Source organism: Nocardia crassostreae (assembly GCF_001613405.1).
Taxonomy (GTDB): Bacteria; Actinomycetota; Actinomycetes; order Mycobacteriales; family Mycobacteriaceae; genus Nocardia; species Nocardia crassostreae.
Map to the genome: position 1 here is coordinate 1 of NZ_BDCH01000017.1, position 20911 is coordinate 20911.

Annotated in this window: 16 protein-coding genes and 1 pseudogene; 10 read left to right on the forward strand and 7 right to left on the reverse strand. The window is 69.3% G+C overall.

Annotation, left to right across the window (positions count from 1 at the left end):
- Positions 1-121: 121 nt before the first annotated feature.
- Both NC4_RS16550 and NC4_RS16555 read right to left on the reverse strand, forming a co-directional pair.
- Positions 122-1048 (reverse strand): diacylglycerol kinase family protein, encoded by a 927-nt coding sequence (locus NC4_RS16550; protein ID WP_067538854.1) that lies wholly within the window; start codon positions 1046-1048, stop codon positions 122-124.
- Complete coding sequence (locus NC4_RS16555; protein WP_067538856.1) at positions 1045-2622, reverse strand: FAD-binding oxidoreductase; 1578 nt, start codon at positions 2620-2622, stop codon at positions 1045-1047. Before NC4_RS16555 ends, NC4_RS16550 begins: the two co-directional genes overlap by 4 nt.
- A gap of 147 nt (positions 2623-2769) precedes the next feature.
- Here NC4_RS16555 and NC4_RS16560 point away from each other — a divergent pair, with 147 nt between their 5' ends.
- Both NC4_RS16560 and NC4_RS16565 read left to right on the forward strand, forming a co-directional pair.
- Positions 2770-3351 (forward strand): TetR/AcrR family transcriptional regulator, encoded by a 582-nt coding sequence (locus NC4_RS16560; protein ID WP_067539821.1) that lies wholly within the window; start codon positions 2770-2772, stop codon positions 3349-3351.
- Between the two features lie 38 nt (positions 3352-3389).
- Complete coding sequence (locus tag NC4_RS16565) at positions 3390-4934, forward strand: glycerol-3-phosphate dehydrogenase/oxidase (protein WP_067538859.1); 1545 nt, start codon at positions 3390-3392, stop codon at positions 4932-4934.
- Between the two features lie 18 nt (positions 4935-4952).
- On the opposite strand, the gene NC4_RS16570 is transcribed toward NC4_RS16565, so the two are convergent.
- Entirely contained in the window at positions 4953-5390 is a 438-nt protein-coding gene (locus NC4_RS16570; protein ID WP_067538861.1) for a hypothetical protein, read from the reverse strand.
- Between the two features lie 340 nt (positions 5391-5730).
- Between NC4_RS16570 and NC4_RS43975 the strand changes: the two genes are divergently transcribed.
- Positions 5731-8223 carry an FHA domain-containing protein gene (locus tag NC4_RS43975; RefSeq protein WP_067538864.1) on the forward strand — a complete coding sequence of 831 codons (2493 nt, stop codon included), beginning with the start codon at positions 5731-5733 and terminating at the stop codon, positions 8221-8223.
- A 70-nt stretch (positions 8224-8293) separates the two neighbouring features.
- Here the strand turns inward: NC4_RS43975 and NC4_RS16580 are convergent, their stop codons facing one another.
- Genes NC4_RS16580 through NC4_RS40260 form a run of 3 tightly spaced genes read right to left on the reverse strand, consistent with a single transcriptional unit; the run spans position 8294 to position 13397 of the window.
- Complete coding sequence (locus tag NC4_RS16580) at positions 8294-10663, reverse strand: serine/threonine-protein kinase (RefSeq protein ID WP_084529231.1); 2370 nt, start codon at positions 10661-10663, stop codon at positions 8294-8296.
- Positions 10660-11790 (reverse strand): hypothetical protein, encoded by a 1131-nt coding sequence (locus NC4_RS16585; RefSeq protein WP_157554806.1) that lies wholly within the window; start codon positions 11788-11790, stop codon positions 10660-10662. Before NC4_RS16585 ends, NC4_RS16580 begins: the two co-directional genes overlap by 4 nt.
- A gap of 29 nt (positions 11791-11819) precedes the next feature.
- Complete coding sequence (locus NC4_RS40260; protein ID WP_157554808.1) at positions 11820-13397, reverse strand: hypothetical protein; 1578 nt, start codon at positions 13395-13397, stop codon at positions 11820-11822.
- 255 nt (positions 13398-13652) lie between these two features.
- Here NC4_RS40260 and NC4_RS16605 point away from each other — a divergent pair, with 255 nt between their 5' ends.
- The 7 genes and pseudogenes from NC4_RS16605 (at position 13653) to NC4_RS16630 (ending at position 19366) form a co-directional block, all read left to right on the forward strand.
- On the forward strand, positions 13653-15953 hold the full coding sequence (locus tag NC4_RS16605) for an FdhF/YdeP family oxidoreductase (protein ID WP_067539826.1): 2301 nt from the start codon (positions 13653-13655) through the stop codon (positions 15951-15953).
- Positions 15950-16762 (forward strand): annotated as a pseudogene (fdhD, locus tag NC4_RS16610) (formate dehydrogenase accessory sulfurtransferase FdhD). Before NC4_RS16605 ends, fdhD begins: the two are co-directional and overlap by 4 nt.
- A 173-nt stretch (positions 16763-16935) precedes the next feature.
- Entirely contained in the window at positions 16936-17307 is a 372-nt protein-coding gene (locus NC4_RS16615) for a nuclear transport factor 2 family protein (RefSeq protein ID WP_067538874.1), read from the forward strand.
- Positions 17308-17380: 73 nt separating this feature from the next.
- Complete coding sequence (locus NC4_RS16620) at positions 17381-17947, forward strand: hypothetical protein (RefSeq protein ID WP_067538878.1); 567 nt, start codon at positions 17381-17383, stop codon at positions 17945-17947.
- A 246-nt stretch (positions 17948-18193) separates the two neighbouring features.
- On the forward strand, positions 18194-18328 hold the full coding sequence (locus tag NC4_RS43980) for a hypothetical protein (protein WP_281186302.1): 135 nt from the start codon (positions 18194-18196) through the stop codon (positions 18326-18328).
- A complete protein-coding gene (locus NC4_RS16625) occupies positions 18309-18680 on the forward strand; it encodes a dihydrofolate reductase family protein (protein ID WP_245721735.1) in 372 nt (123 codons plus the stop codon). The genes NC4_RS43980 and NC4_RS16625 overlap by 20 nt, the downstream gene beginning before the upstream one ends.
- Positions 18681-18793: 113 nt before the next feature.
- Positions 18794-19366, forward strand: a complete 573-nt coding sequence (locus tag NC4_RS16630; protein WP_067538881.1) for a carboxymuconolactone decarboxylase family protein — start codon at positions 18794-18796, stop codon at positions 19364-19366.
- Between the two features lie 80 nt (positions 19367-19446).
- Here NC4_RS16630 and NC4_RS16635 read toward each other — a convergent pair whose 3' ends face one another.
- Positions 19447-20904 (reverse strand): DHA2 family efflux MFS transporter permease subunit, encoded by a 1458-nt coding sequence (locus tag NC4_RS16635; RefSeq protein ID WP_067538884.1) that lies wholly within the window; start codon positions 20902-20904, stop codon positions 19447-19449.
- Between the last annotated feature and the right edge of the window lie 7 nt (positions 20905-20911).

Genomic DNA, 20911 nt, shown 5'->3' on the forward strand with positions numbered 1-20911 from the left:
GTTGATACCGTTCGCGCATCCACAGTCTTGCGGCACCAGCCTTCTGCAATGCAGTTTGTCCCCGAACCGTCTGTGCCCCACACCTATTGGTGCAGGGCACAGACTTGTTGGACACAGCCGGTCACGGCACCAGGACTTCCAGGGCTCCAGCGTGTGCCTTGAAGGTTACGGGGAGCGTGCCCGCCGGGTCACCGTAGGCCGTTGCAGGTGCCCCCGGGGCGGACAACGTGATCATGGCCGCACGGTACTGAGTGGTGGCCGGGTGATCGATTCGCTTTCCGGACGAGAGCGCGGGCAGCAGCCGCAGCATGTCCAGACGGGACATGGCGCTGACCACAGTAAGATCCAGCAACCCGTCATCGATCACAGCGTCGGGCGTGATCAGCATGCCGCCCCCGTAGGTGCGGGTGTTCCCCACCGCGACCATCACCGCAGCCTGCTCTATAACAGTCCCATCCGAGTGATCCGGCGACCCGTGCAGTTCGATCCGGTATGGAACCGCCAGCCTGCCCATCAACTCGATCAGCGCCGCCACCGTGTAGCGCATAGGCCCCTTCGGCCACGTCAACCGGTTGGCCCGCAGCGTGACTCGCGCATCCAGCCCGGTACCGGTCACGGTCGCAAACCACATCGGGTCCTTCGCCCCGTCGGTCTCGACCGTTCCGAGGTCGATCGTGCGGGTCTTGCCCCCGAGCACCACGTCAACCGCCGCGGCGGCGTCCTCCGGAACGCCGACCTCGCGAGCGAGGTCGTTCCCGGTGCCGCCAGGCACCAGACCCAAGGGCGTCCCGGCACCCACCAGGGCTTGCAATGCCACACAGGTCAGTCCGTCGCCACCCGCGGAGACCACCGCGTCGGGACGGGCACCGGGATCAGCCAGGGCTTCCCGGAGCAGTGCTTCGGTGTGCGCCGCGGAGTCACCGCGGATCTCGGTGACCTTGATACCGCGCTGCCCGAACAGCCGGGCCGCGGCCTGCCCGACCTGTTCGCCTTTGCCCTGCCCGGAGAGCGGGTCGGTCACCAGCGCGATGGAGCTAATCGTCTTCACGGAATCAGCTTTCCCGGGTTGAGGATTCCGGTGGGGTCAACTGCCTGTTTCACAGCGCGCAGAACCTGAACGCCGAGGTCGCCGATCTCATCGGTCATCCACGGCCTGTGGTCGGCCCCGATGGCGTGGTGATGAGTGATGGTGCCTCCCGCCGCGACAATGGCGTCACCGGCAGCGCGCTTGGCCTCGGCCCACTGCGCGAGCGGATCGTCGGCTTGCTTCGCGACGACGGTGAAGTACAGCGAGGCGCCGGTCGGATAGGTGTGCGAGATATGGCACATAACCAACGCGGGCGCACCCCCGGCGGTGAGCGAATCCACCAGCGCGCCGGTGACTTTCGCCTTCAAGTTGGCGAGATTCGACCAGCTCGTGGCGGTTTCCAGGGTTTCGCAGAGGATTCCGACGTCCAGCAGCGAGTCGCGCATATAAGGCGCCGAGAAGCGACCATGCTCCCATTCGCGGGCCGGGTTTTCGCCCAGCGCGGTGCCACCGGCGGCCGCGAGCAGCGCATTGGCTTCCGCGCTACGAGCCGCGACATGCGCTTCGGTGCCTTCGTATGTCGTGACGGCGAGGCAGCCGCCGACGCTCGCGCCGCCGATATCCCCGGCGCGCGCCATGTTGAGCCCGGTCTCGGCTTCGTCGGACATCCGCATGACGGTGGGGGCCGCCCCGGCCTGGATCACGGTGCGCAGTGCGGCGGCGCCGGTGGCGAAGTCCGGGAACGACCAGGCTTGATACGCGGTGGTTTCCGGGATCGGATGCACGCGCACCGTGACCTCGGTAATGATGCCGAGTGTGCCTTCCGACCCGGAGAACAGCTCCCGCAGATCGGGTCCGGCAGCGGAGGCGGGCGCGCGCCCGAGGTCGAGAGTGCCGCTGGGCGTGGCGATTCGCAGTTTCTGGATCATGTCGTCGAAGCGCCCGTACCCCGCCGACGCCTGCCCCGAGGATCGGGTGGCGGCGAAGCCGCCGATAGTGGCGTATTCGAAGCTCTGTGGGAAATGGCCGAGCGAAAGACCTTGTTTACCAAGCAGTTCCTCGGCCTGCGGACCGGTCAGCCCAGCGCCGAGGGTAGCGGTGCCGCTGATGGCGTCGACGTCGGTGACCCCGTCCAAGCGGCGCAGGTCCAAGGCGATGACGGTGTCGAAAGCGCCTCGCGCCGGATCCAATCCGCCGACGACGCTGGTGCCGCCGCCGAACGGCACGACGGCGATTCCCGTGGCCGCGCAGTAGTCCAGCAGCGCAAGCACTTCGGCGTGATCGCCGGGGAACACGACGGCATCGGGGGCGTCCTGCGGCCCATCGGCGCGGCGGCGCAATAGATCCGGGGTGCTCTTACCGCCCGCATGCTGCAGCCGATCGCGGTGGCCGACCGACACGTTCTCCGTGCCGACCACCGCGACGAGCCCGGCGTGCTTTTCCGGCGTGAGCGCCGAATCACGCAGCGGCACGTCGCCCTCATCGCGACGGGTCACCGGGTCACCGGACACTCCGAATACCTGCGCGAGCAGTCCCCGAATCTGCTCGGACAGCGGTTTGTGTCCGGACGGGGAGCCCCAGGCGTCCCACACCATACTCGGGCGCGATTGCGCCACGCCCGGGTTTTCCGTCGAAGCGGACGATGCTCGCGTGTCGACCATGCGTTACAGTCTGACATAGAATGTCAAGCAGTAACGAAACCCGACCCGAAAAGACCCTCTAGCCTCTCCATGGTGGCATCCATGACATCGACCGAACCGTCCTCCGCCGTCGATCGAGCGATCCTCGACGCGGCCCGGGCCTGCGTGGCCGAATTCGGCGTCCGGCGCACCACCCTCACCGAGGTGGCCAAGCGCGCGGGTGTCAGCCGCCCGACCGTATACCGGCGCTGGCCGGATACCGGATCGCTGGTGGCGGACTTGCTGGTGCGGGAGCTGCGCGAGATCATCGCGGCGGCAGTGCCTTCCGGCGGCGCCGCGCGCGACCGGCTGGTGGCGGCGATTGTCGGCGGCGGCGCGCTGATCCGGCGGAACCCATTGTTCGCCAAGATCTTCCGCACCGACGCCGAGGTGATGCTGACCTATGTGTTCGAACGGCTGGGCCGCAATCAGCGGGCGCTGATCGGACTGTTCGCCGACGGTATTCGAGAAGGCCAGGGCGACGGGTCGATTCGCGACGGGGATCCCGAGCGGATGGCCACCATGCTGCTGCTCATCGCGCAGTCGGCGGTGCAGTCGGCGGGGACCGTCGCGGCACTGCTCGACTCCGAACATCTCGATATCGAGCTCAGCCACGCGATCGACGGCTATCTGGCGCCCCGCTGACCTCTCCCTCCACCTGTACCGCATCGAAAGGCCCCGCTATGACCGGTAATTCGGCCCAGCCCAGTTCGGCGCTCAATGCCGCCCGGCGGCAGCGTGAGCTGCTGGCGCTCGGCGACGGCGGGACCATCGACCTGCTGGTCATCGGCGGCGGCATCACCAGTGTCGGTGTGGCCCTGGACGCCGCGGCGCGCGGGCTGCGGACCGTGCTGGTGGAGAAGCGGGATCTGGCGTTCGGGACCAGCCGCTGGAGTTCCAAGCTGGTGCACGGCGGGCTGCGGTATCTGGCCAGTGGCGGCGTGGGTATCGCGCACGAGAGCACGGTCGAGCGCGACATCCTGCTCACCCGCACCGCACCGCATCTGACCCGCGCGCTGCCGCAGGTGGTGCCGCTGCTGCCGAATATCGGGGCGGCGCAGAAGGCCTTGGTGCGCATCGGGTTCGCGGCCGGTGACGTGCTGCACCGCACGGCCGGGACCTCGGCGGCGGTGCTGCCGCGGTCGCGGCGGGTGGCGGCGGCCGAGGCCTTGCGGTTCGCGCCCACGGTGAAGCGAGCCGGGCTGCGCGGCGGGCTGATCGCGTGGGACGGGCAGTTGGTGGACGACGCGCGGCTCGTGGTGGCCATCGCACGCACGGCGGCCTTGGAAGGGGCGTCCGTTCTCACCCGGGTCGAGGCCACCGATGTCACCGGGACGTCGGCCACGCTGACGGATCGGATGACCGGTGAGACCCTCACCGTCACCGCTCGCTGTGTGGTCAATGCCACCGGCGTGTGGGCCGATCAGGTCGACCCCAGCATCGAACTGCGCCCTTCGCGCGGCACCCACCTGATGTTCGACGCCGCCGCGTTCGGCGGGCTGACAGCCTCGCTGACCGTGCCGATTCCGGGCAGCACCAGCCGTTTCGTCTTCGCCTTCCCCGCCGCGCACAATCGCGTCTACCTGGGCCTGACCGATGAGGAAGCCCCCGGCCCGGTGCCGGACGTGCCGCACGCCACCGAATCCGAAATCGATTTCCTGCTCGACACCGTCAATACGGTGCTCCGGGAACCCCTGACCCGCAAGGATATTCGCGGCACCTTCGCGGGCCTGCGCCCGCTGCTGCGCACCGGCGGCGACAGCACCGCCGACATCTCCCGCGAGCACGCCATCCTCACCTCCCCCACCGGCGTGATCACCGTCGTGGGCGGCAAGCTCACCACCTACCGCAAGATGGCCGAAGACGCCGTGGACGCCGCCGTCGCCCACGCCGCACTTCCTGCCGCGCCGTGCCGCACCCGCGACCTCCCGCTCATCGGCGCGGTCACCGGCGCCTTCCGCGACGGCATCGCCGCACCCACCCGACTGGTGGAGCGCTACGGCAGCGAGGCCGCCACCATCCTCGAACTCACCCGCCAGCATCCGTTCATGGCCGCCCCCGTGGCCCCGGGCATCGATGTGATCGGCGCCGAATTCGCCTTCGCCACAACCCACGAGGGCGCCCTGGACAGCGACGACATCCTCGATCGCCGCACCCGCATCGGCCTGGTCGCCGCCGACCGCGAAGCCGCCGCCCCGGCCGCCGAAGCCGCTTTCGACCGGGCCTGACTTCATCGGTCGCGGGGATCAGCCGCCGAAGACGTTGCAGCCGGAGCCCGCGTTGAGGCCCTGGGCTACGTGGATGTCGACATAGGGGAAGACGTCCTCGCCGGGGCCGCTGTGCTGGACGGCTTGGAGGCGGTGGGCGCCCTGGTATTGGGGAGTCCATTTCACTTCGGCGAGGCGGCCGGAGGGGCGGGCCCAGGCGAAGGGGACTCCATTGTCGTAGAAGACGACCGGGGTGGTCGGGTCGTCGACGTAGCCGTTCACCATGTAGGTGCAGCTGGTGCCGTAGTTGGTGGCGGATCCGAAGCTTATGCCCGGATCCACGCCCACCTGGGTGGCCGTCGCACCGGCGGGTGCGCACAGCAGGGTGATGGCGGAGGCGGCGAGCGTCGCGGCCGCGAAGGTCGAGAGCACGCCGCGGGGAGTGGCGGCGCGCCGGTTCCTGTCGATCGTGCCCATGGGTTGAGTCCTCATCGCGGTGCCGGAGCCGGGTGCTCCGGCACGATCACTCGATCCTCGCGTCCGAGTCGCCGCCGCGCGGCATATTGGTCAAGTTGGCGAAACGTGTCGCACCGAACGGCCCGCGCGCTCGCCGCGTATGTCCTGGATAGCGCACCGGCAGCGGCGCCGGATGCGGTCCGAGCACGACCGGGGCATATTCGATGGGGTGAGCGGATTCCCGCCACCGCGGCGGGCGGCCCGGTGGATACCGGTCACGTTGTTCGACAGCCGCTGCCGGGGCGGGTTGTGGGACTTATGCTGACTGCGATGTTGTGAGCGCCCGGCTGAGGAGGCGCGGATGGGGCGGATTTCAACCACGGTGGGATTGGCGCGCGGCGACGGTCTGGTCGCGCGCTTCGGCAATGTGGTGATCTTCCTGGCGGGTGAAAGTCCTTCCACCGAAAGGGTTCTCGGCGCGGCGGAGACGGCGTCCAGCGCGGGCGACCCGGGCGTGGCCATTGCCCAGCGCCTGGCCGCGGCGGTCTTCAGCAGCGGTTCCGCGCACCCGCCTGCCTTCGGCGTGGTGGCGCCCACCTCCGGCGGCATTCTGGTGCTGCTGCGCGGCCCGGTCCGCGCCATTGTCGACGGCCCGGAGGGCACCCGCCAGCTATCCGGCGTCCGCGCCATGACCTGGGCGGACGAGATCCTGCGAGATCCGGTGCGCCGCCTGACGATTGCCGCCGACACCCGCGCGACCACCGAAATCCCGCACACCGACCTACGCGCCGGTGTGGCCGCCGCCGGCGGTTTCATCCTGCACGCCCCGCCCACCGGCGTCACCGTCCACTCCCGCACCACCAGCAGCTCCATCCCCAAACCCGTTCCCCCACCAACAGATCCGGCCGTCCCCACCCCCGACATGACCCGCCGCGCCCCCATCCCCACCCCCTCCCACACCCGCTTCACCCCACCCACCTCGGAAACCCCACCCCCCGAACCCGCCGTCACCCGCCCCGAATCCCGCCTCCCCGACCCACCCGAATCCCCCTCGGGCCCACAACCATCCCCCCACCCGCAACCCCACTCGACACCCCCTGCCCGCCCCCAAACCCGCCCGACCGGTCCGAACGCACCCCCCACCCCCTCCACCGCACAAGCCGAAACCCAGACCACAGCCGCCGACGCCCAACCCGTCGAGCCCAGCCGCCCACAGACACCGGCAACCGGATGGCCTCCCACCCGCCCAGAATCCCCCGCGCCCGGATCGACACCGGGCAGACCGGCAACCTCCACCCCTGGATCAGCACCCGCTCGCGCCGAAAACCCATCAGCCGCATGGCAACCCGCGCGCCCGGAAACACCGGCGGGCAGACCAGGACCCGCTCGCTTCGAAACCCCAGCGGCCGGACGGCAAGCCGCGCGTTCGGAAACGCCCGCGAGTGGGTCGGGACCCATCCTTTCCAAGGGGGCGGCAGCCGGAACGGCGGAGGCGGGCTCGGAGGGGCGCTCGGCAGGTTCGGCGGCGGGGCGCGGCGGACCCGCTGCGGCGCCGGTGGAGACGCAGGCAATGGCTGCGGCCGATGCCGAGGCTTTCGAGTCCGCGGCGGGCGGGCACGCCGAGGACCTGGCGGCATCGGCCGGGGCCGTTCGCCCGCGCGATCCGCAGTCCGAGGTGCCGACCGTGACCCGGACTCCGCGACCGCAGACGCCGGATACGCCGGAACCGGCATCGGATCCGCAGGCGCTCATTCCGACCGTCGATCGGCCGGTGCCGTCAGCGCAGGCGTGGTCCGGGCCGGTCTTGTCCGATCCTCCGCCGTATCCGTCACCCGGTAAGAAAGCGGGGAAGCCGCCGCGGGAGGCCACCACGGAGACGCGCATGCCAGGCCATCCGGCGAGCCAGCCGGACACCGGTGCTCCACAGCGCCGAAGCGGGTCCTCCGCAGGCGATTCCGGATCTCCCGCCGATCCGGCGAACGACCCACTCGGTGTGCGGAAGACCATTCCGGCGGCGGGGCGCGGCTCCACGCCGCCTCGCGGTCTCGACGAGACGCGGGTCAGTGGGTCGCCAGACGTGCCGCGCACCGGCTCGGGCTCGGGCTCGGGCTCGGGCGAGAGTTCTCCGGATACGGCACTGATGAACCAGGAGACGCTCAAGGACACGCCTCGAGGGGAGGGCGCCGCCGGTGGCGGTGCGGCCGGGGCGGACGAGGCGACACGCAAGGCCGGTGCGCCGAGTCAGGGTGGCGGTGCCGCCGGTGCGGAACGGGCGGGCGGCCGGGCCGCGCGCACGTCGGCGCCGGAACCGGATGCGCCGCAATCGTTCGGCTGGAAACCCGCGAAATCCACACCGGGCGAGGCCGGTTCCCCCGCTGGGCAGGATCGCCCGGACCCGGATGCGCAACCGCCGACGGCCGCCTTCGACGCGGAGGCGGCGGCCTTCGAGGATGTGGCGTCCGGCCCACAGCGGGCGGCCGGTCCTGCGGCGCAACCGGTTACGGGAGCGCTGACCACGTCGGACGGGTCGGTGTACCCATTGGATCGGCCGTATGTGGTCGGCCGCGATCCCATGATCGACGATGCCGTCCGGCGAGCAATGGCGGCGCCCATCGTGATTCCGCGCAACCGTCATGTCTCGCGGGTGCATGCCTACGTCTACGTCGAAGGCGGCACGGTCTTCGTCCGCGACGCGGCAACCCCCGGCGGAACGTTCGTCGCGGCGCCCGGCGCCGCCGACTGGATCCGCGTGGGCCAGCGCCCGATCGAACTGAAACCCGGCTGGAGCGTCCGCATAGGCCAGCGCATCCTCACCTACCGGGCAGACCCCGGCCGCCGCTATCTGGACGGCTGATCACCGGGAACTGGTGGCAGCATTTCGCGAGTAGCGGCCGCCACCAGTTCCCGGTCGAGGATGTTTCGGATCAGGCGCGCACCCGGTCACGGTCGCGATCACGGTGCAGGCGGACATAGCGGAAGCGTTTGCCGACGCGGCGGCAGGCGATGGCCAGGGCCAGGCCTGCGGCGGAGCCCGTTGCGGCGCACGCGATTACGGAGGCCACGGTGGGTTCGTGGCCGAGCAGGATCCAGGATGCGCCCGCCGCCGCGATGCCCAGCAGGCCCGCCGAGACCGTCAGGCCGAAGGTGGCGGCGAAGCGGGCGCTGCCGCGGCGGAGCGTGCGGGCATTGGATTCCGCGTACGCGACGGCGAAGAGCAGGAGCAGGGCCAGCGCGATGGCGGTGGCCGTGGTGGTGGCGCGCTGGGTGGTGTCGACGTCGAATTCGTACGTGGCGGTGGTGGTTCCGCCTCGTGACAGGGTCAGATGTGCGGTGAGGTCACCGGCGAGGACGTACTGGTTCACCGGGGCGGGTAGTTCGGCGACGGCCGGATTACCCGGTTGCAGCGGCGTGACCGCGCCGCCGACACCATTGCCCAGCACGCTCAGGCCGAGTTTCACCGAATCGGCGTCACCCCCGGAGATCTCGATCGGCACCGGTTTGGACAGGTCGAGCTCGACACTGCTCACGGCCGGGTCAACGCCCGCGATGCGAACCACACCGGCGGGCGGCGTATTCGACTCGGGAGCGGCACCGACCCCGAGCACGGCGACCCCACCGGCCACGACCGTAAGGACGGCCGCCGCCAGGAACGGCACCCGCGGTGAGGGCAGCGTGACCACCCGCTGGATCGGCACCAGATCACCGCGATCCACGTCGACGAGCCGAATCCCGTTGTGCTGCATCGGCTGCAAGGGGCGCACCCGCGCGGTCGGCACGGTGCGGAATCCGGCACCCGGCTGCCCCCAGCCGCTGCCCGGCGGTTGCTGCATGGGGTACCCGCCCGGCGGCGTCCCCTGCTGCGCCCGATACCCGCCGGGAGCCGCCTGCCGCGGCGGTCCATTTACCCTGTCCCGCCCCGGCGGCGGCCGCCCTGGCCGCAGATGATCCGGCCGCGCGGGCTGGGGCCGGATCATCTCGCTGTGCGGTGCGACGGGCTCACCCGCCCTGTGGGCCGCGGGCGCGGCACCCTGGGACCCCGCCCGACCAGAACCCTGATGTGCGGCGGGCTCACCCGCCCGGTGGGCGGCGGGCCCGCCACCGTGTTGTCCTGGGGCTGCGCCCGGTCGGGCCACTCCGGGGCCGGTCCGCCGGTCGGGTTCCCTCGCGGGATAGGGCGGGGTGGGGGTGGATGGGCCGTGTTCCTGAACCGGTGCGCCGGGTGGTGGTGTCAGGTTCGGGTTGGAGGTGTCGCCGGATGGGGGGATCGAGGAGGGGGCGGTGGTGGCGTAGGGGTCGGGGAGGGGGCGGGGGGTGTGGGGTGGGCGGGGCATCGGCCGGGGGGTGAGGACCGAGCGGGTGCCGCCCGTTGCGGCGGCGACGATGGTGTCGGCGCCGATCACTGGGATGCCTACGGGCGTGAGCCAATCCGCGCCCCAGCAGGAGACGGCGGGTTCGCCGAGGGCTATGCCGAAGGATTCGGCGGAGTCGAAACGGTTGACCGGGTCGGGGGCGAGGCCGTGCATGACGACCTCGGCAATGGCCTGGGGCACCGTGGGGGCGACCTCGTCGAGGGGTACGGGTTCGCCGTAGGCGTGCGCGAACAGGACCGCCAGGGCATCGGCGCCGGGCGGGAAGGGCAGCGTGCCGGAGAGCAGCTGGTAGAGCATGGTGGCCAGCGCGTAGACATCCGTGGAGGGCGAAAGCTGCTGGCCGCGAACCTGTTCCGGGGCGATGTAGGACGGTGTGCCGACGATCTCCCCGGCGCGGGTCACCAACGTCTCGTCGCCGCCGACGATCTTGGCGATGCCGAAGTCGGTGAGCTTGAGCGTCCCATTGGCGGCGAACATGAGATTGGACGGCTTCACATCGCGGTGCAGTACCCCGTGCCGGTGCGCCGCATCCAGTCCGGCAGCGCAGGACAGCGCCACCGCGACGGCCGCCGTCGCCTCGAATCCGGCTGTGATGAACCGGCTCTCGACGGTTCCGCCGGGCAGGTACTCCAGCACCAGCAGGCACAGATCCTCGTGCTCGATGTAGTCGTACACCGGCACCACGTGCGGATGGTCGAGCGCCGCCATGACCCGCGCTTCGTCCACGAACCGCCGCCGCACCTGCATATCGTCGGCGAACTGCGGCGGAATCTGTTTGATGGCGACCCGGCGGTGCAGGCCGCGATGCGTTCCGGCCAGCACGACCCCGCACCCACCGCGCCCGACCTGCCCGTCGATGTCGTATCCGGGCAGCGCCGCGCGCACCCGCCCGATATCGGTGCTGTTCAGATCCTTCACGCTCATCCGACCGCGCCCCCCGGTCGCAGTCTGTGCGTCCCACCCGGCCCGGTGCGGATCGTCGGCTCCTCGGAGGGGTCACCGATTACTTTGTGCGGCTGAGCATCTCGCCCGATGGTCACATCGTCGGGACCGCCCACCGCGGGCCCGAAGACCGCGGTGCCCGAACGCCCGACGGGATACCGGGGCGGCCCCGCGCCAGGCGCCGCGGCCGGATCGGGTGCGCCGCCGGGATATCCGGGTCCGTGGTGACGCGGCGCGCCCGGATCGGGGTGGCCGCCGACCGGATAGCCCTGCGCGCCCAGGTTCCAGGCGACGGTCAAGTCCTCGGCGCCCGCCGGATAGCCTTGCGCGGCATCGAGTTCGCGGGCGGCGGCGAGTTCATCGGCGTCCAAGCCGAGATCGTCCTCGTCGCGCGGGGTGGGTGAGAGGTAACCGGCGAGGAAGAACACGGTGGCGGTGACGCCCGCCAGGGCCAGCCACAGCCCGGTGCCGGGCACCCACCAGCGGATGATCGAAGCGGTGAAGCCCGCCATCAGCCCGATCCCGACGCCGGGAGCCAGCAGCCGTAGCCCGCGCTGCCAGCGGTTGGCGGCAAGCCGGTGCCGCGCCACCGTCAGAGCGGCATCGGTGATGGCGAGCGCGGTGAGCACCGCCAGGATGATGCCGAACAGCCCGTACACCGACAGCAGTGAACCGCGCACATCGATGACGGTCGCCACGCTGGTGATCGGATCGCCGTTCGAGCCGATGAGCGTCAGATCGGAGCCGATCAGCCCGGTGGCCTGCCCGTCGAGCCCGGCCGGATCGAGGCGGTAGGTGAGCTTCTCGGTTTTGCCCGCCGCCACGGTCAATTCGACCGAGGTCGAGTAGGAGAAGAAGTTCAGCCCGAGCACATGCCCGGCGAGATCCACGCGCCGGATCGTCACCGGATTCGCGGAGCCATTGGTGATCTCGACGGTGACCTCGGTGACCTTGGCGGGATCCAGACGCACCGGATTCTGCGCGTTCGCTCCGGCAATGGCGCGCCCGTCCATGGTGGCGGTGGCGCTCACCGAACCCTCGGCCACCGCCGGTCCGGACCCGAACAATGTTGCCGCACCCCACAATCCAAGTACGGCGAGAAGTGTCACGACGGCTTTCCGGAGCGGGTGACGGCTGATCATCGGGGCCTCCGGGCGGGCAGGTGGGATACCAGGCGGTGGCCGTAGAACCAGCCGCCGATGAGCAGGAAGAACAGCAGGACGGTCGCGGTCGCCACGCCGCCGCCGACCCGGCTGACGAGCACGACGTCCAGGGCCGCGGCGAGCTTGACACCGCATTCGGCGGTCACCTGGTGATGGCCGATCTCGGTGGCTCCGGTCGGCAGCGTCGCGTCGAAGACGCCGTCCGATCCGGCGCGGGTGTCGGCGACCTTGGTGTCGCCGATCGAAAGCTGCACCTGCGCACCGGGATCGCAGCCGCGCCCGGTGGCGGTGACCTCGGTGCCGGGTATCGCGGCGGGCGGATCCAATTCGAGCCCGGTGGTCACGGCCGGGTTCGGGAAGACGTCATTGGAGCCCGGATTCGTGGGCTCCGGCTGACCGGTATTCGGATCCGGCTGCGCCGGTTGGCCGCCGGGATTCGTGATGTCGCCGGGGTTTCCGGAGCCCGGATTCGTCCCGGGATCGGTGCCGGGGTTGGTCCCGCCGCCGCACTGTCCATTGGACGGTTTCACGCTCCCGTCCGGGCACTTCTCCGGCACCGTCGGGCACTGCCCGTTCGCGGGCTTCACGCTCCCGTCTGCGCAATACTCCACCGGCTTCGTCAGGCACTGCCCGTTCGACGGCTTGTCACTGCCATCCGAGCACTTTTCCGGCACCGTCGGGCACTGGCCGTTCGCGGGCTTCACACTCCCGTCCGAGCAGTACTCCACCGGCTTCGGGCACTCCCCGTTGGACGGCTTCGCACTGCCATCCGAGCAATACTCCACCGGTTTCGGGCACTGCCCATTCGACGGCTTCACACTGCCATCCGAGCAATACTCCACCGGCTTGGGGCACTCCCCGTGTGACGGCTTCACGCTCCCGTCCGAGCAGTACTCGATCGGCTTCGGGCATACCCCGTTCGACGGTTTGACGCTGCCGTCCCAGCAGTACTCGATCGGGGCGGGGCATTCTCCGTACGAGGGTTTCAGGCTGCCGTCGGAGCAGTATTCCGGTGTGACTCCCCCGCAGGACGGCTGTCCCCAGTCACCGCACTGGGGTGTCGATCCGGAGCCGTCCGGGTATTCCCCGTCCGGGTTTCCGCAGGAGGTTCCGCACGGTTGCTGCTGGCCGGGGCCGTCCGAGGTGCCGGAACCGTCGTCCGGGTACTGGTTCGAATCACAGCCGCCGCCACTACAGTCCCCGCCGGTGGTGCCGGGATAGCTGCCGCCGTCCTGGGTTCCGCCGCCGTCCTCGGGTTGCGCCGGGACGGTGGTCACCGGGGCGCTGGTGGCGACCGGTGAAATCATCGTGGCGGGAGGCGGATTCACCGGCAGCTGGGCCTGCGGTTGGTCGGCCGGTGTGGTGAACGGTATGGCGGGAATGGCGATTCCGGGCCCGGCCGCGCCCATGGCGGCGGGTACGGCAATGGTGAACAGGGCGGCCAAGAGCGCGAGAATCCGGGCGGTGCGGTTCGAATACCGCTCGCCGCGTGGCGGTTTCGCCTGCCGGTGACGAGCCCCGGCACGCCGACCGTATTGTGCACGTGTCATCATCCGGCGTGACCTCGCTCGTTCGATGGTACGACCCGGAACCCCCGCTGCGGAGACTTCTCACCCAGCCTTTACCTGCTGGACGCCAACCGCATTGGACCCCCTGGCCGATTGGGCGACTACGTGAAACCGTCGCCCCCTATATCGCGGACGCGGGGCGCAATGTTCATGCGTTCGGCAGAATCCGAAGGCCACGGCATACCATCGACCGGGGTACCGACTGAGACAGCCGCTTCCACCGAGAGGACAATGGTCGTCATGCATCGTGCCGCGCCGAAAGCCGATATCGACGAGTCAGCGCTGACGGTTTCCGCACCGAAGACCGAGGCAGCGGGCGTCAAGGCGGTCACCGTCGCCTTGGAGCGCGCCGTCGAGGAGATGGGTGTGGTGCGCACGGCGCGCACGCTGACCAGGGTCAATCAGCGGCACGGCTTCGACTGCCCCGGCTGCGCCTGGCCGGAACCGACCGGTATGCGCAGGCCCGCCGAATTCTGCGAGAACGGCGACAAGGCCGTGGCCGAGGAGGCCACACTGCGCACGGTCACCCCGGAGTTCTTCGCCGAGCACTCACTCCGGGAGCTGTCCGAGAAGTCCGGATACTGGCTAGGGCAGCAGGGCCGCATCACCCATCCGATGGTGCTGCGCCCCGGCGCCGACCACTACTCCCCCATTGCCTGGACCGAGGCCTACCGCCTCATCGCCGAGACCCTGCGCGGCCTGAGCACACCCGACGAGGCGGTCTTCTACACCTCCGGCCGCACCGCCAACGAGACGGCGTTCCTCTATCAGCTGCTGGTGCGCTCTTTCGGCACCAACAATCTGCCGGACTGCTCGAACATGTGCCACGAGTCCTCGGGCGCCGCGCTCACCAGCTCCATCGGCATCGGCAAGGGCTCGGTGACCATCGACGACTTCAAGAAGGCCGATCTCATTATCGTGGCCGGGCAGAACCCGGGCACCAACCACCCGCGCATGCTCTCCGCGCTGGGTGAGGCGAAGGCGCACGGCGCCACGGTGATCGCGGTGAATCCGCTGCCCGAGACCGGGCTCATCGGCTTCCGCGATCCGCAGACCGTCAAGGGCTTCACCACCGGCATCACCATTGCCGACGACTTCCTGCAGATCCGCCTCGGCGGCGATATGGCGCTGTTCCAGGGCCTGGCCAAGCTGCTGTTCGAGGCCGAGGACCGCAAGCCCGGCGCGGTCGTGGACCGCGTCTTCGTGGACACCCATACCGCGGGTTTCGACGAGTACGAAAAGCACATGCGCGCGGTCGATCTCGGCGTCGTCGAGGAGGCGACCGGCCTCACCCGCGCGGATCTCGACCGCACCGCCGCGCTCATCGCCGAATCGGGCAACATCATCATCTGCTGGGCCATGGGCCTCACCCAGCAGCTGCACGGCGTCGCCACCATCGAGGAGGCCACCAATCTGCTGCTCCTGCGCGGCATGATCGGCAAGCCCGGCGCGGGCGTCTGCCCGGTGCGCGGCCACTCCAATGTGCAGGGCGACCGCACCATGGGCATCTGGGAGAAGATGCCCGAGACCTTCCTGGCGGCCCTCGACGACGAGTTCGGCATCCGGAGCCCGCGTGAACACGGCTGGGACACCGTCGATGCCATTCGCGCCATGCGCGACGGCCGCGCCAAGGTCTTCTTCGGCATGGGCGGCAATTTCGCCGCCGCCACCCCCGATACCGAGGTGACCGAGGCGGCCCTGCGCGGCTGCGAGCGCACCGTGCACGTCTCCACCAAACTCAACCGCAGCCATGTGGTGCACGGCCGGACCGCACTGATCCTGCCCACCCTCGGCCGCACCGACGAGGATCTCCAGGACGGTGTGCGCCAACAGGTTTCGGTCGAGGATTCGATGTCCATGGTGCATCTGTCCACCGGCCGCCTGAAGCCGGTCAGCGAGCACCTGCGCAGTGAGGTCGCCATTGTGTGCGAGCTGGCGGCCGAACTCTTCGGTCCCGGACATCCGGTGCCGTGGAGCGACTTCCGCCGCGACTACGACAAGATCCGCGATGCCATCGCCAATGTCGTGCCCGGCTGCGCCGGATACAACGACAAGGTGCGCGGCCGCAATGGCTTCGAGCTCCCGCATCCGCCCCGCGACGCCCGCGAATTCCGCACGGCCACCGGCAAAGCCAATTTCGCGGTCAACGATCTGCACTGGCTCCCGGTCCCCGCGGGCCGCCTCATCCTGCAGACCCTGCGCAGCCACGACCAGTACAACACCACCATCTACGGCCTCGATGACCGCTACCGCGGCATTCACAACGGCCGCCGCGTGGTGTTGGTCCATCCCGAAGACATCGCCGCCCTCGGTTTCGTGGAAGACGAACTGGTGGACCTGATCTCGGAATGGACCGATGGCAGCGAGCGCCGGGTGACCGGCTTCCGCGTGGTCGCCTACTCCACCCCGCGCGGCAATGCCGCCGCCTACTATCCCGAGACCAACCCGCTCGTACCGCTGGATCATGTTGCGCTGCGGTCGAATACCCCGGTCTCCAAAGCAGTCACCATTCGAATGGAACGGCACGTCAACACCGCATGAGCCGAGTCACCGCCCGCCGCCCCACGCTGCGCATCTCACCCGAGGGAACGATTCAGCGTCCCGACACCCTGGCCGTCGAGGAGCCGCTGGAGATCCGCACGCGCGGAGAATCCCTGGCGGTCACCATGCGCACGCCCGGCGCGGATATCTACCTGATCCACGGTTTCCTCTTCAGCGAGGGCATCATCGCCTCCGCCGAGGACATCGTGACCGCCCGCTAATGCGCCGGTACCGACGAGAACGGCCGGAACACCTACAACGTGCTCGACGTCCAGCTCCACACCCCGGTCCCGATCACCCCGCGCAATTTCCTGACCAACAGCGCCTGTGGCCTCTGCGGCAAGACGGCCCTGGACGAGGTCCGCACCCGCACCCGCTACCCCCTCCCCGCCGACTCCCCCGTTCTCGAGGTCGACACCCTCGCCGAACTGCCCACCGAACTCCGTTCCCGCCAACAGGTTTTCGACGCCACCGGCGGCCTGCACGCGGCCGGGCTCTTCACCGCCGACGGCGCCGCCCTGGTCGTGCGCGAGGACGTCGGCCGCCACAATGCCGTGGACAAGGTCATCGGCTGGGCCCTGCCCGAAAACCGGCTCCCGGCACACGATCTCGTCCTCATGGTCAGCGGCCGCGCATCGTTCGAACTGGTCCAGAAGGCGGTCATGGCGGGCATTCCCGTCCTGGGAGCCGTCTCCGCCCCCAGTTCCCTGGCCGTGGACCTGGCCATCGACGCGGGCCTCACCCTCGTGGGCTTCCTCCGCGGCGACACCATGAACGCGTACTCCGGCGCCGAACGCCTCGCCCTCTAATCCGAAACATCCACGACCGGGAACTGGTGGCGGGGGCTTCTCGCGCGATACCGCCACCAGTTCCCGGTGATCGCACGTCCAGGAATCCCACGGAGTAGCTCACGGTGTGTGGTGGGCACGAGGTCCTTGCTAGGCTGCGGACTAGAACACGTTTCAATCGAGTGGGAGTCGTCGTGGCAGTGCAGCCTCATGATGTGGTCGAACAGTACGTGAAGTTGGTGGCCACGGGGCCTACCGAGGAGATCGTGGCGTTGTATGCCGCCGATGCGGTGGTGGAGGATCCGATCGGCAGCGAGCGGCGGCACGGGCACGAGAAGATCCGGGAGCTGTACACGGCGCTGGAGAATCTGGAGCGCGAGACCGAGTTGCACACCGTCAAGGTGAACGGCAAGCATGCCGCGGTGTCGTTCACGCTGGTCACGACGTTCAACGGGCAGAAGATGACGCTGTCGCCCATCGACGTGATGGAGTTCGACGAGAACGGCAAGATCGTGCTCATGCGCGCCTACTGGGGACCCGAGGATCTGAAGATGGAGCAGATCTAGCGCGGGTGCTTGTTACCGCCCGTCGCGCGAATTACCTTGAGCACAGAGCGATTCGGCGATGGGAGCAGGGCCGATGCGGATCTCGTTTCGCGGCACCGGGGACGGCATCAATGTGCGCATGCGGCTGGAGGTGAACCGGCGGCGCTGGCTGGCCCTGCTCATCATGCTGGGCATACTGGCGGCGCAGGGCATCCTCATCGGCTTGTGGGCGGTACTCGCGCCCCGCTCGTTCTATGAAGATTTCCCGGGCTTCGGCCTGCACTGGGTGAGCCCGGACGGGCCGTTCAACCATCATCTGGTCGGCGATGTCGGGGCGTTCTTCCTGGCCCTCGGGGCAATCTCCGCGTTCGCGCTGTACTACCGGGACAGCATGATCGGACGCGCGGCCGGGCTCGGCTGGCTGGTGTTCGGGGTGCCGCATTTCATCTATCACGTGGCGCACCGGCCCGAGGCCATGAGCACCGGCAGTTATGTATTCAGCCTGATCAGCACCCTGATTCCGACCGCCCTGGGCCTGGCCTGCCTGCTCGTCGCACCCCGCGAACGCCACCCCGTCCCCGAACCCGCCCCGATGAACATCCGCTTCCCCCGCCGCCGGACCACCGACACCACCCGCCGCCGCGGCCCCTCGAACCGCTGAATTCTCCCCTCTCGCACCGTCGTAACAGCTGAAGCCGCCGCGCCGATTCTCGAAATATCGGAGTGAAGGTTCAATGGCGAACCACGGGGGATCAGCGTCGATCCCCGGCAATGGGCACGATCGGCCACACCGACCGTCACCAACTCCGCGACCGACAACCGGATACCGATGAGTTCACGGCGCGCCCCTCGTCAGAGCAGGTGAGACCGCCCGCATCAGGCGGGTGAGCAGTCACAGGAGCACGTCATGGAACGCTCGGTCACCCAGTTCGTCACGCTCGACGGTGTTTATCAGGCGCCGGGCGGGCCGGAGGAAGACACCACCGGGGGATTCACACACGGGGGCTGGTCGGCGCCCTTTGATGACGAACCGGCTCATTGACCTGCCGAAGTATGTCGCCACTCGCACCCTCGAGCGGGGCGACTGGGCGAATACCGAGCTGCTGCACGGGGATCTGGTGAAAGAGGTCACCGAGCTCGAGGCTCGGCCCGGGCGCGAACTGCAGGTGCACGGTAGCGGCAATCTCGCGCAGACGTTGCTTGCGAACGGCCTGGTCGACACGCTGAACATCCTGACTTTTCCGGTTGTGCCGGGTACGGGTAAGCGGTTTTTCGCCGAGGGTGCTCAGCCGACCGGTTTCGCGCTCACCGAATCCCGTACGACGTCGACGGGTGTCGTGATCGGGACGTACCGCAAGCAGGGCGCGCCGGTTTACGGCGATTTCGGCGCCTGATGGCGTATCGGCGGACGTGAGTGTGACGCAGGGAATATCCATCGGCCGTCACGTCCGGCGGCAGTGTCACGTCCAAGGGGTAGCAGCACACCCTCGGATCGAAGGAGACCGCAATGGGCGTCACTCGCATTCCCGCCGTCAACCCGAAGCAGGCTGGCCTGCTGACGCGAATCACCTACTGGTACAGCAAGCGTCAATTCGGTGAGGTGCCCGAGCCGTTCGCCGTGCTGGCCAATCATCCGAAGCTCATGCGGGCGGCGGGGGTTCACGAGACGCTGGTGGAGCGTGCGTCCACCACGCTCCCCCACCATATTCGTGAGATCGCCGTGTATTACGTGGCTCGTACGGTCGGCTGTTCGTGGTGCGTCGACTTCGGATCCATGCTCATGCGGCTGTCCGAGCTGGATATCGAACGGCTGCAACACATCGACGAGTATCGGACGTCCCCGCACTACAGCGAGGACGAACGCGCCGCCATCGCCTTCGCCGAGGCCATGACCGCCACTCCGCCGACGGTCACCGACGAGCAGGTCACCGATGTGAAGAAGCGGTTCGGCACCCAAGGGGCGCTGGAGTTGACCTACCAGATCGCCCTGGAGAATTCGCGCGCTCGCGGCTACCACGCGCTCGGCATCACCGATCAGGGGTTCAGCCAGGACGCGTGCCGCGTGCCCTGGGCGCAGTAGCGACCGAATACCGACAGCCCCGCGATATCTCGCGGTGCTGTCGGTGCTGCTCGCGCCCGTCGTGGCGGCGCGGGCGGCGCTCAGCCGACGGCCTTGCGGGGCAGGAACAGCGCCGGGACGAGAGCCAGCACGGCCCAGCCGTAGGTGCCGCGGAAGGCATCCGCGAGAGGTTCGGCAATGGCGGAGCGCTCGACGGTGCGGGCCACCGAACCCAGTGTCGCGCCGGGGATCTCACGGGTCATGGCGGTGGTCAGCAGGACCGAGAAGGTCGCGACGTCCACCGAGCTGGCGACCTGCGAGACAATGCTGAGGGTGGTATTGGCGGCGGGCATCTCGTCCTTGGGCAGGTTTCGCGCCGCGGTGGTCATGGTCGGCATGATGGTCGAGCCGACGCCCACACCCATGACCGCGCCCGCCAGCGAGACCGCCCAGTAGGGGCTGTCCGCATGGATCTGCGTGGTCAGCAAGCCGAAACCGAGGGCCGCCAGCGAGATTCCGCCGAGCACGATCCGGCCGGGCGGGATCTTGTCGATCAATCGGCCCGCGACCTGCATGGTGATCCCTGTGGCCAGCACCTGCGGGATGCCCAGCAGACCGGCCTCGGTGGCGGTGGTGCCGCGGACCAGCTGCCAGTACAGCGGACCCAGCAGCATGGAGCCGAAGTACGCGCCGTTGAACAGCGTCAGGGTGACGGCGGCCGAACGGAAGGCACTGTGGCGGAACAGGTTCAGATCGAGCAGCGGGTTCTCGGTGCGCAGCGCGCGCAGCACGAAGGCGATCACCAGCGCCAAGCCCGCCAGGGTGGGCAGCAGGATGGACGGCCGGGTGAAGTCGGCGTGTTCGCCGCCGGTGGCGACACCGTAGATGAGCAGGGCCAAACCCGGGGACAGCATGAGCAGGCCGGGCAGGTCCAGGCGGCGGCCGGGCTGCGGCGGTTCATCGGCCAGCACCCGCACCGCACCGACCAGGGCGACCACGGCGACCGGCAGATTGATGAAGAAGGCCCAGCGCCAACCGGCATTGTCGACCAGCCAGCCACCCAGAATGGGTCCGGCCAGCGGGCCGACGAGCACCGGGATGCCGAGCAGCGCGGTGGTGCGACCCATGTGCTTCGGGTCGGCGGCGCGCATCACCATACTCATGCCGACGGGCATGAGCAGGCCGCCGCCGAGACCCTGCAGCACGCGGAAGGCAATGAGCGACGGCGCATTCCAGGCCAGCCCGGCCAGCAGCGAGCCGAGCGTGAACAGGATGATCGCGGTCAGGAAGGTGCGCTTGGCCCCGAATCGCCCCATGGCCCAGGCGGTGAGTGGAATGACGGTGGCCAGGGCCAGCAGATAGGCGGTGGACACCCAGGCAATGGTGGACAGCGGCACGCCGAAGCTGGTCGCCAACTGGTTCAGCGCCACATTGACCACGGTGGTGTCGAGCACGGACATGAGCCCCGCCGCGATCACGACACCCGCGATGGCATTGGCGGAGGGCGCGGGGCGGGCGGTCTTCGTCACCGCCGGGACCGGAGCGTAGGTCGTTTTCATGAGCTAG

What these genes read in the sequence shown, in the direction of transcription:
- NC4_RS16555 (WP_067538856.1), bottom strand. Translation starts at nt 2,622, where the DNA reads ATGGTGTGGGACGCCTGGGGCTCCCCGTCCGGACACAAACCGCTGTCC.
- NC4_RS43980 (WP_281186302.1), top strand. Translation starts at nt 18,194, where the DNA reads ATGGAACGCTCGGTCACCCAGTTCGTCACGCTCGACGGTGTTTATCAG.
- NC4_RS16605 (WP_067539826.1), top strand. Translation starts at nt 13,653, where the DNA reads ATGCATCGTGCCGCGCCGAAAGCCGATATCGACGAGTCAGCGCTGACG.
- NC4_RS43975 (WP_067538864.1), top strand. Translation starts at nt 5,731, where the DNA reads ATGGGGCGGATTTCAACCACGGTGGGATTGGCGCGCGGCGACGGTCTG.
- NC4_RS16630 (WP_067538881.1), top strand. Translation starts at nt 18,794, where the DNA reads ATGGGCGTCACTCGCATTCCCGCCGTCAACCCGAAGCAGGCTGGCCTG.
- NC4_RS16635 (WP_067538884.1), bottom strand. Translation starts at nt 20,904, where the DNA reads ATGAAAACGACCTACGCTCCGGTCCCGGCGGTGACGAAGACCGCCCGC.
- NC4_RS40260 (WP_157554808.1), bottom strand. Translation starts at nt 13,397, where the DNA reads ATGATGACACGTGCACAATACGGTCGGCGTGCCGGGGCTCGTCACCGG.
- NC4_RS16570 (WP_067538861.1), bottom strand. Translation starts at nt 5,390, where the DNA reads ATGGGCACGATCGACAGGAACCGGCGCGCCGCCACTCCCCGCGGCGTG.
- NC4_RS16620 (WP_067538878.1), top strand. Translation starts at nt 17,381, where the DNA reads ATGCGGATCTCGTTTCGCGGCACCGGGGACGGCATCAATGTGCGCATG.
- NC4_RS16560 (WP_067539821.1), top strand. Translation starts at nt 2,770, where the DNA reads ATGACATCGACCGAACCGTCCTCCGCCGTCGATCGAGCGATCCTCGAC.
- NC4_RS16565 (WP_067538859.1), top strand. Translation starts at nt 3,390, where the DNA reads ATGACCGGTAATTCGGCCCAGCCCAGTTCGGCGCTCAATGCCGCCCGG.
- NC4_RS16625 (WP_245721735.1), top strand. Translation starts at nt 18,309, where the DNA reads ATGACGAACCGGCTCATTGACCTGCCGAAGTATGTCGCCACTCGCACC.
- NC4_RS16580 (WP_084529231.1), bottom strand. Translation starts at nt 10,663, where the DNA reads ATGAGCGTGAAGGATCTGAACAGCACCGATATCGGGCGGGTGCGCGCG.